Origin of the sequence: Lutibacter sp. (assembly GCF_046055765.1) — a bacterium.
Classification (GTDB): Bacteria; Bacteroidota; Bacteroidia; order Flavobacteriales; family Flavobacteriaceae; genus Lutibacter.
Window position 1 is genome coordinate 1 of sequence record NZ_JASFZF010000104.1, and the last position, 9,106, is coordinate 9,106.

Annotated in this window: 7 protein-coding genes; 6 read left to right on the plus strand and 1 reads right to left on the minus strand. The window is 28.9% G+C overall.

What is annotated here, in order from left to right; all coding sequences use genetic code 11:
- A partial coding sequence (locus tag QM495_RS10035; protein ID WP_408671972.1) for a cytochrome c biogenesis protein ResB occupies positions 1-2,422 on the minus strand: 2,422 nt, incomplete at its 3' end.
- 376 nt (positions 2,423-2,798) lie between these two features.
- On the opposite strand from QM495_RS10035, the gene QM495_RS10040 reads away from it, so the two are divergent.
- The 6 genes from QM495_RS10040 to QM495_RS10065 form a co-directional block, all read left to right on the plus strand.
- Complete coding sequence (locus tag QM495_RS10040) at positions 2,799-4,175, plus strand: tryptophanase (protein ID WP_408671973.1); 1,377 nt, start codon at positions 2,799-2,801, stop codon at positions 4,173-4,175.
- Positions 4,176-4,233: 58 nt separating this feature from the next.
- Positions 4,234-4,683, plus strand: coding sequence for an RrF2 family transcriptional regulator (locus QM495_RS10045; RefSeq protein WP_408671974.1), 450 nt, complete (start codon positions 4,234-4,236; stop codon positions 4,681-4,683).
- A gap of 135 nt (positions 4,684-4,818) precedes the next feature.
- Positions 4,819-5,268: a c-type cytochrome gene (locus QM495_RS10050; RefSeq protein WP_408671975.1), complete on the plus strand. Its 450-nt coding sequence runs from the start codon at positions 4,819-4,821 to the stop codon at positions 5,266-5,268.
- 11 nt (positions 5,269-5,279) lie between these two features.
- Complete coding sequence (locus QM495_RS10055) at positions 5,280-6,617, plus strand: cbb3-type cytochrome c oxidase subunit I (RefSeq protein ID WP_408671976.1); 1,338 nt, start codon at positions 5,280-5,282, stop codon at positions 6,615-6,617.
- A 134-nt stretch (positions 6,618-6,751) separates the two neighbouring features.
- Entirely contained in the window at positions 6,752-7,531 is a 780-nt protein-coding gene (locus QM495_RS10060; protein WP_408671977.1) for a CbbQ/NirQ/NorQ/GpvN family protein, read from the plus strand.
- A gap of 85 nt (positions 7,532-7,616) precedes the next feature.
- The coding region (locus QM495_RS10065) for a nitric oxide reductase activation protein NorD (RefSeq protein ID WP_408671978.1) at positions 7,617-9,106 on the plus strand (1,490 nt) is incomplete at its 3' end.

Below are 9,106 nucleotides of genomic sequence, written 5' to 3' on the forward strand. Positions count from 1 at the left end.
CAACGTAAATCATAGATTCATAAGCATTACTCCATGGGGCATGTCCGCTAATCATCCATCTAGCAATTAAACCTCCCGTGTGCATTAAAAATAAAAATAGTATAATTGCAGTACTTAACTTAATTAATAAATCAATAATTTTTGATTTATTGAAAATTTGAAAAATAACAAAAAAGAACATTAAAGTTCCAATGTACATATAGTAGCTAAATAGCTTTTTAAATACATTATACTTATTATAGGAAATTTCTAAATCAATATTCTTTTGTTTAGGATATACATTTTTTCCGTATTTTTTTTGAAATTTAATAAGCCCTTTTAATATTTCATCAGAATTATTGTAATTATTAGACTTTATATCTTCGGATAGTGAATGTAAGTACACGGGTAAGAATTGTTGAACATAAATAGAGTCTTGACCTTTAAAATTTGTAACTTTTATTTCGTTTTGAGAAACCCATTTGTTGTTGGGATCATTTGGTGTTGGAAATATTCGTAAAACATCACCCATTAAAGCAGAATAAAATAGATTAATTCTTCGATCAACATTTATAATATCTTTTTCAAATTTTCCTTTAATATTTGTTTTACTGGCTTCTTCTTGAAGTTTTGCTAATTTATATTGTCCTTTTGGAGTGAAAAAGTCTGCAACTGAAGCATATTTTTGATTTTGAGGCACACCAATAATATCCCTTAATTTAGAGTCTCCACGTTCTAAATATATGATAGGAATTTGAAACCAAATTCGTGGCATAAGTTGAATTGATAAAAACACTTGATTTGCATTCAAATCTCTAAATGTCTCATGCTTACTTACTTTTCTTAATAACTGAGAAGAGTAGGTATCAACGGGTTTCATTCGTCCTCCTAAATCTTGAATAATTAGTTTACTGAATTTTGCAGCATGCTCTTTTGAAACTGTAGTTGTAACAAGCGCAGAATCTATTTGTTGTGATGAAATTACATGAGGATTATTTTGTGCAAAGGTCAAAAACGAAGTTCCTAATAATGCTATTAAAAGAATGGCTATTTTTTTACTTTGTAACTTTCTTAAACTTTTTCTTAAGTACCCAAATCGAGTGTTTTTCATAAAAAATATTAAAATAAGCCCAGCATACAATAAAAAATAGCCAATGTAAGTAATTGTTGAACCCCAAAAATCATGATTTACTGACAATCTAGTTTCTTCATATTGAGGTGTAATATCGTAACTAGATTGGAAAAATTTATAACCTTCAAAATTTAAGATATGATTCATAAATATTCTAAAATCAAAAGTTTTTTTAGGGCTAATAACTGTTACTTCGCTAGCAAAAGACATTGGGCTTTGTGAACCTGGATATTTGTCTAATTGAAAATCATTTAATTTAATACTAAATGGTAATTTTAATTGTTTAGCACCATATGCCATTTTAAAATTTAATCCACCAACAGAAAATGGTATAGGGCGTTGAATATCATATTTACCTCCTGAAATTGTTATATCACGAGATATATCATTTACACTCACTTTAAAAGTTAATTGTGCTAATTTATTTGATTTTTTATCTCCTGATATAGTTTTATAATTTCCTTTAGTAGGTAATTGTGGGACCACAAATTGTAAATTACCAATATTATGTACTGCTAATATTGAGAAATTTTGTAGGCTGTCTTTTGTAATATTCCCACTAAATTTATCGGCCATTCTAAAAAACGTTCCTCCAACACTAGATTTAATTTTTAGTTCTCCTTCAATAAACTTAAAATCTATAAAATTGTTCTCAGGAGCATTGAAACCAACCGGAATGCCATGAATAAGTTCTGAAGTCCCTTTTTTAATAAAATGGTCGTGTCTACCCGTGTTACTTGATTCCACAAATTTTAAATAAGAATCTCCATTTGTATTTTCTTCAAAAATGGTTGTTGCGTTAGGAGTGTAATTAGTTAATTTGACTGAAAATTTTTTATCCTTAAAATTTGTTGAATAATTATAATTATTTTTAGTTATAGTTGATAAAATAATATTATCGAATCTTGGTGGTTTTTGAACTTTTCCATTATCAACATAAATACTTATATAATTTGCTTCTGAAAAAAAGGCATTAGTTGTTTCACCTTCTTTAATTACCATAATTCCTTCATAACTAGAATATCGTGTAATCCCAGCTCCAATTAGAATAAATAAAAATGCCAAGTGAAAAATAAGCACCACCCATTTTTCTTTCTTAAATAATTTATATTTAAAAATATTACCGAAAAAATTAATTACAAAAAATAACATAATTCCTTCAAACCACCACGAATTATAAACTAATGCTCTCGCGGTTTCAGTACCATAATCATTTTCAATAAAGGTTGCAATCCCCATAGAAAGTGCAAAAAACACAAATAAAAATGCTGTTATTTTTGTTGAATATATAAATGAAAGTAGTTTATTCATTACAAAGTTTTAGTTATTAGAAATAAATGTTTTGCAAAAATAGTGATATTTATCATATTTCATATCAATAATCGTTTTTTAACGATAAAATACTTAGATAAAATGCGGTTGCAAATATATAAGTAACAAATATTACTTTTAATGATTAATATCATAAAAAAAAGGATTCTAAAAAGAGGTTTTAAGAAAAATAATTTTTTAAATTTGTAACTATAATAATTTTTAAATGAAAGCTTTAAGTTATTTTAAAATAAACTTTAATTCTTATTTAAATGTAAAGCGTCCTGAGTGCTTTATTAATTAATTTCTATTTCTTATTTAGTGATTAAAAATCACTAACCTCAAAATTTATTATTTAAAACTAAAACATATTATTATGGAATTACCATATGCAGAACCGTATAAAATTAAAATGGTTGAATCTATTAATAGATCAACAAGGGAACAACGTTTAAAATGGATTAAAGAAGCAAATTACAACCTATTCAATTTATCATCAGATAAAGTTTTTATTGATTTGTTAACAGATTCAGGAACAGGTTCTATGAGTGATAAACAGTGGGGTGAAATTATGGTGGGAGATGAAAGTTATGCAGGTTCTTCTTCATTTTTAAAATTAAAAAAGACTGTAAAAAAGATTACTGGATTTACCTATTTTTTACCAACACATCAAGGAAGAGCAGCAGAAAATGTGTTATTTTCAACTTTAGTAAAAGAAGGTGATGTAGTTCCTGGTAATTCACATTTTGACACGACAAAAGGACATATTGAATTTAGAAAAGCAACGGCTATAGATTGTACAATTGATGAGGCTTTTGATACATCAATTATTCATGATTTTAAGGGAAATGTTGATATTCAAAAATTAAAAAAAGTATTTGAAACATATCCTTTAGAAAAAATTCCTTTCGTTATTTTAACCATTACCTGTAATAGCTCAGGTGGACAACCAGTCTCCATTGAAAACGTTAGAGAAGTTTCAAAAATTTGTAAAAAATACAAGACTCCATTAATTTTTGATTCAGCACGTTTTGCGGAAAATGCCTATTTTATCAAAAAAAGAGAAAAAGGGTACGAAAATAAAACGATTAAGGAAATTGTTAAAGAAGTATTTTCTTATGGTGATGGAATGACGATGAGTGCCAAAAAAGATGGTTTGGTAAATATGGGGGGGTTTATTGCTCTAAACAGTGAAAAAATATTTAAACAAGCCACCGTTTATACCATTATGTTTGAAGGTTTTATTACGTATGGAGGGATGAATGGGCGAGATATGGGAGCTTTAGCTCAAGGATTAGATGAAGCTACTGAATTTGATTATTTAGAAAGTAGGGTAGAACAAGTTGCATATTTAGGTAAAAAACTAGTTGAATATGGTGTTCCAGTTCAACAGCCAATAGGTGGGCACGCCGTTTTTTTAGACGCAAATAAATTTGTACCAACCATTCCTAGAGAAGAATATAGAGCACAAGCTTTGGCTATTGAAATTTATGTAGTTGGAGGAATTAGAGGTGTTGAAATAGGTACTGTTCTGGCAGATAGAGATCCTGTGACTCGTGAAAATAGATATCCAGATTTAGAATTGGTACGTTTAGCTATTCCAAGAAGAACCTATACCCATAATCATATGGAATATATTGCAGCAGTTTTAGAAAAAATTTATGACACTAGAAAAGAGGCAAAATCTGGTTTTGAAATTATAGATGAAGCTCCTATAATGAGACATTTTACAGCTAAGTTTAGAAAAATATAATATCTTTTAATCTTTAATTTAGTAGATTTGTGAAAATCAAATTATCAGACTAACCTATATGTTATCAAGAGCAAGTAAGTACGCAATATTATCCACACTATATTTAGCAGAGCATGCAAGTAAAGAAAAAAAAATGAGTGTTAAAAAGATAGCAGATGCCATAGATGTTCCAAGTCCGTTTTTAGCAAAGCTATTTCAACAATTAGTTCATGCTAAAATAATTTCATCGGTTAAAGGTCCAAATGGAGGGTTTTATATTACCAAAAAAAATGGAGATAAAACAGTTTGTGATATTATTGAAAATATTGATGGTTTGCATAAATTAAATGAATGTTTTTTAGGGTTAAATGAATGTGATGGAGAAAATCCATGCCCTGTTCATTTTATTGTAGAACCTTTTAAACGAAGTATTTTAGGGAAATTTAGAGATAAAACTATTTTAGAATTTTCAAAAGAAGTAGCAGATAATGGTAGATTTCTTACGTTAAAACATTTAGATTTAGATTGATAAATAATATCGTTATAAAAAATCTGATAAATATCATATATTAGCAAAATAATAATATATATATTCGCAGTACATAATAAAAGATAAAAAGGTCTTTTATTTAATGAAAAATTTTACTAATTAAACTTAATAAATATGTTATCTAAAAAACAAGCAAGGGCTTTCTTTTTGGGTGGAACATTGGTAACATTCCTAATTTTTATAGGGCTTACGGTGTATTCTTTATCCAAAAGTAATGACCAAACAAACAATGAAAATTTAACAGCCTCAGTAATTAGAGGAAAAGAAATTTGGGAATCTAATAACTGTATGGGATGCCATACTATTTTAGGAGAAGGAGGTTATTATGCTCCGGAATTAACAAAAGTTGTAGAAAGAAGGGGTGAGGGTTATATTAAAGCGGTATTGATGTCGAAAACACCTTGGCAACGTGCAGATCACGGTAATAGAAAAATGGTAGCTTATGGAATGACAGATGCTGAAGCAACCGATGCAGTTGCTTTTTTTAAATGGATTGGAGAAATAGATTTAAATGGGTTTGAGAGAATAGTATCTCCATTAGCAAAAGATAAAACTAACAACTAAATAAAAGCATTATGAAATATAAATCACAAAAAGTAGCATATTGGTTTTTTGCCTTTTCTATGCTATTATTAGTATTACAAATTGTATATGGATTCATTATGGGCTTTGCCCATGCAGGATACGATGGTCTACATAATATTATTCCTTTTAATACCGCTAAAGCAGTTCACCTTAATTTATTGGTAGTTTGGCTACTATCTGGTTTTTTTGGAGCTGCTTATTATATTATTCCAGAAGAAGCACAACGTGAATTGGTTAGTGTAAAACTAGCGTATGTACAATTAATAAGTTTAGCTGTAGTTGCTGTTGCTGCCATTATTGGTTTTCATTTTAATATTTGGGAAGGTCGTAAATTTTTAGAAATACCTCGTCCATTAGATTATTTAGTAGTTGTAAATGTTTTATTATTTATGGGATTAATTATTGTAACACTTTTTAAAGGAAAAAGAAGAACAACAACTGCTCTAGTACTTACCATGGGTTTATTATTTGCTGCATTGTTGTATTTGCCAGGAATGATAACTTTTGATAATCAAACTATGGATTCATTTTTCCGTTGGTGGGTAGTTCACTTATGGGTTGAAGGTGTTTGGGAATTAATAATGGGAGGTATTTTATCTTTCTTATTAATAAAAATAACCGGTGTGGATAGAGAAGTTATTGAAAAATGGTTATACGTAATTGTAGGATTAACATTTTTATCAGGTATTTTGGGTACAGGACACCATTATTATTACATAGGAGTTAATAAAATTTGGTTAATTGTTGGAGGGATATTTTCAGCATTAGAACCATTTGCATTTTTAGCAATGGCTTTGTTTGCCGTAAACATGTATAGAAAAGGAGAAAAAAAACATCCAAATAAATTAGCATTGTATTGGACATTAGGTGCTGCAATTGTTTCTTTTGTTGGAGCTGGTTTACTTGGTTTTGCTCATACGTTACCACAAACTAATATTTATACGCACGGTACTTTAGTAACTGCAATGCATGGTCACCTAGCATTTTGGGGAGCTTATGCTATGATTGTTTTTGCAATAATTAGTTATAGTTTGCCAAATATGACAGGTAGAAAGTTATATGAAAGCGCAATAGGAAGAGCCGCTTTTTGGTTATCAAATATTGGAATGCTTGGTATGACAGTTGCCTTTGGTGTAGCAGGTGTTGCACAAGTTTATTTGGAACGTAAAATGAAAATGGACTTTATGATTGTTCAGCAAGAAATAGAAGTTCATTTTATTGTACTTTTAATTTGTGCTACAATTTTTGCAACAGGAATTACCCTTTTTATAGTTGACTTCTTTAAGCATGGCACACCATCTGATGAAGCTTTAGAGATTGAAAAGTAAAAATAAAATAATTACATTATTTGTATAGTAATGTAATTTAATTTTTTTGATTAATTACCAAAGCCACTAAGTTAAATTTTGTATTATTTAATGAAGTGGCTTCGGTTTTAATGTATTAGATAAAATTTAAATTAATGAATAATATTACGCCATATTATAAAGCAATTGGAAAAGAAATTGATGTTTTTGAACATGCGTATAAAAATAAAATACCATTTTTATTAAAAGGGCCTACAGGAACAGGAAAATCAAGGTTTATTGAGTTTATGGCTCATAAATTGGAAAAGAAACTAATTACCATTGCTTGTCATGAAGAAACTTCTTCAACCGATTTAATAGGTCGGTATATTATTAAAGGTGCAGAAACTATTTGGTTAGATGGTCCACTTACAACAGCAATTAAAGAAGGAGCTATTATTTATTTAGATGAGATTGCAGAAGCAAGACCAGATGTAATAGTTGCAATTCATTCTTTAACTGATCATAGGAGAGAATTGTTTATTGATAAATTAGGAATAACGTTAAAAGCACATCAAGATTTTATGTTAGTAGCTTCTTTTAATCCAGGTTATCAAAAAGGATTTAAAGAATTAAAACCATCAACTCGTCAGCGATTTATAGCAACTTCTTTCGATTATTCTGAAGCTAAAATTGAAGCTGAAATTTTAGTAAATGAAACTAAAATTGATGAAAGTACTGCTAAAAAGTTAGTAAATATTGCTACAAAAATAAGAAATTTAACAGAACTTGGATTAGCAGAAACAGTTTCTACACGTTTATTGGTAGATGCTGCAAAATTAATTCATAGCGGATTGCCAAAACGACTTTCAGTAGAAGTGGCTATTGTTGAACCTTTAACGGATGATTTAGAAGTTATAGAAGCCTTAAAAGATTTGTGTAATTTAATGATATAATTTATAAAAGTTATTAAACTTGAACTAAAAAAGTCACACTGAGCTTGTTGAAGTGTTACTACAGCTATCTTTAATACAAACAAAAATGTTTGAATTTGAACCCGATGAATATATCTTTACCAAACTAGCTTATTACTTTAAAAGGCGTAAACGTAAAAAGCAAGAAAGTAAAGTTAATGTGGTTAATTTAATTGATATAAAGTCAAGATTAACCATATTTGCAAGAGCAATAACAGGTGATCCTATTGAACTATTTGAAGCAGAAAGAGAAGGAGGTTATAAAAATAATAACTTTTTTCTTCCTTCGGTATTTTATGAATTTCCTACTGTCGAAGAAAATATATCTTTTTATTTATTCAGAATATTATATTTATCTATTCAAAAGAATTTAGATTTAAATTGGGATGATAATCAGGAGCATGAATTGTTAGAATCTCAGCAAAAAGCAAGTGAAACTTCTTTAGTTGTTTTAGCATCTTTATTTGAACAATTTCCTATTACTAAAAAGTATTTTGAGCAATTTAAAAAGCATTATGAATCTAAAGTTAAAGAAGAATCATTAGCAGATTTTACTTTTATTTTTGGAAAATGGATGCGTAATAATCCAGAAGAAACTTCAGGTGAAAAACTAAAAAACTTTACAGATAAGGTAAAAAAAGGAAAAGAGGAAAAACCAAAAACAATTTTAAAATCTAAAGCTGTTGAAGAAATTATTTCTGTACAAATCGATGAAAAACAGGTGGAGGATGCCACTACGCAACATCAGTTTGAAAAAGTTGAAACTGCGGATGAATTTGGAGGTAATTGGAGAGATATGGACGGCGATGATGAATTAAAAGATCACGAAAATGCTTTAGACGAACTAAATATGAAATACACAGTTCGTGTAGATGACACAGCTCATTCTGTGTATCAAGCTGATTTTGTGGAGAATACCACAGTTTCTGAAAGCGCTGAGATTGATAGCTCTGGGTATCACATTTTGTATGATGAGTGGAATTATGCTAAACGAAAATACAAAGAAAATTTTTGTAAAGTGTATCCTAAAACGTTACTAAAAACAAATGTGCCTTATTATAAAAAAACAATTAATCAAAATAAATCTACATTAAACGGATTGCGAAAGATGTTGACTACAGTTAACAATAAACTGCAACAACAACGTCGTCAAACTCAAGGAGAAGAATTTGATATTGATGCCATAACCGATTTGTTTGTTGACGTACATTCTGGGCATACACCTTCAGAAAAAATATATCTTTCCAAACGTAAAAAAGAAAAAGATTTATCTATTTTATTGTTGTTAGATATTAGTCTGTCAAGTGATGGTTATGCAGCTGGAAATAGAGTAATTGACGTGGAAAAACAAGTTTCTATTTTGTTTGGCGAAATTTTAAATGAATTCAATATTGATTTTTCTATTGATTGTTTTTATTCAAAAACAAGAAATCATTCTTCCTATTTAACGATTAAAGATTTTGATGAAGATTGGGATAAAGCTAAGTTCAAAGTTGGAGCAGTTGAACCAAATGGTTATACAAGAATTGGTGCAGCTTTACGCCATTCCGGAGCAAT

Excerpts from the sequence above, each read along its gene's own strand:
- QM495_RS10040 (WP_408671973.1), top strand. The coding sequence starts at position 2,799 with ATGGAATTACCATATGCAGAACCGTATAAAATTAAAATGGTTGAATCT.
- QM495_RS10045 (WP_408671974.1), top strand. The coding sequence starts at position 4,234 with ATGTTATCAAGAGCAAGTAAGTACGCAATATTATCCACACTATATTTA.
- QM495_RS10050 (WP_408671975.1), top strand. The coding sequence starts at position 4,819 with ATGTTATCTAAAAAACAAGCAAGGGCTTTCTTTTTGGGTGGAACATTG.
- QM495_RS10055 (WP_408671976.1), top strand. The coding sequence starts at position 5,280 with ATGAAATATAAATCACAAAAAGTAGCATATTGGTTTTTTGCCTTTTCT.
- QM495_RS10060 (WP_408671977.1), top strand. The coding sequence starts at position 6,752 with ATGAATAATATTACGCCATATTATAAAGCAATTGGAAAAGAAATTGAT.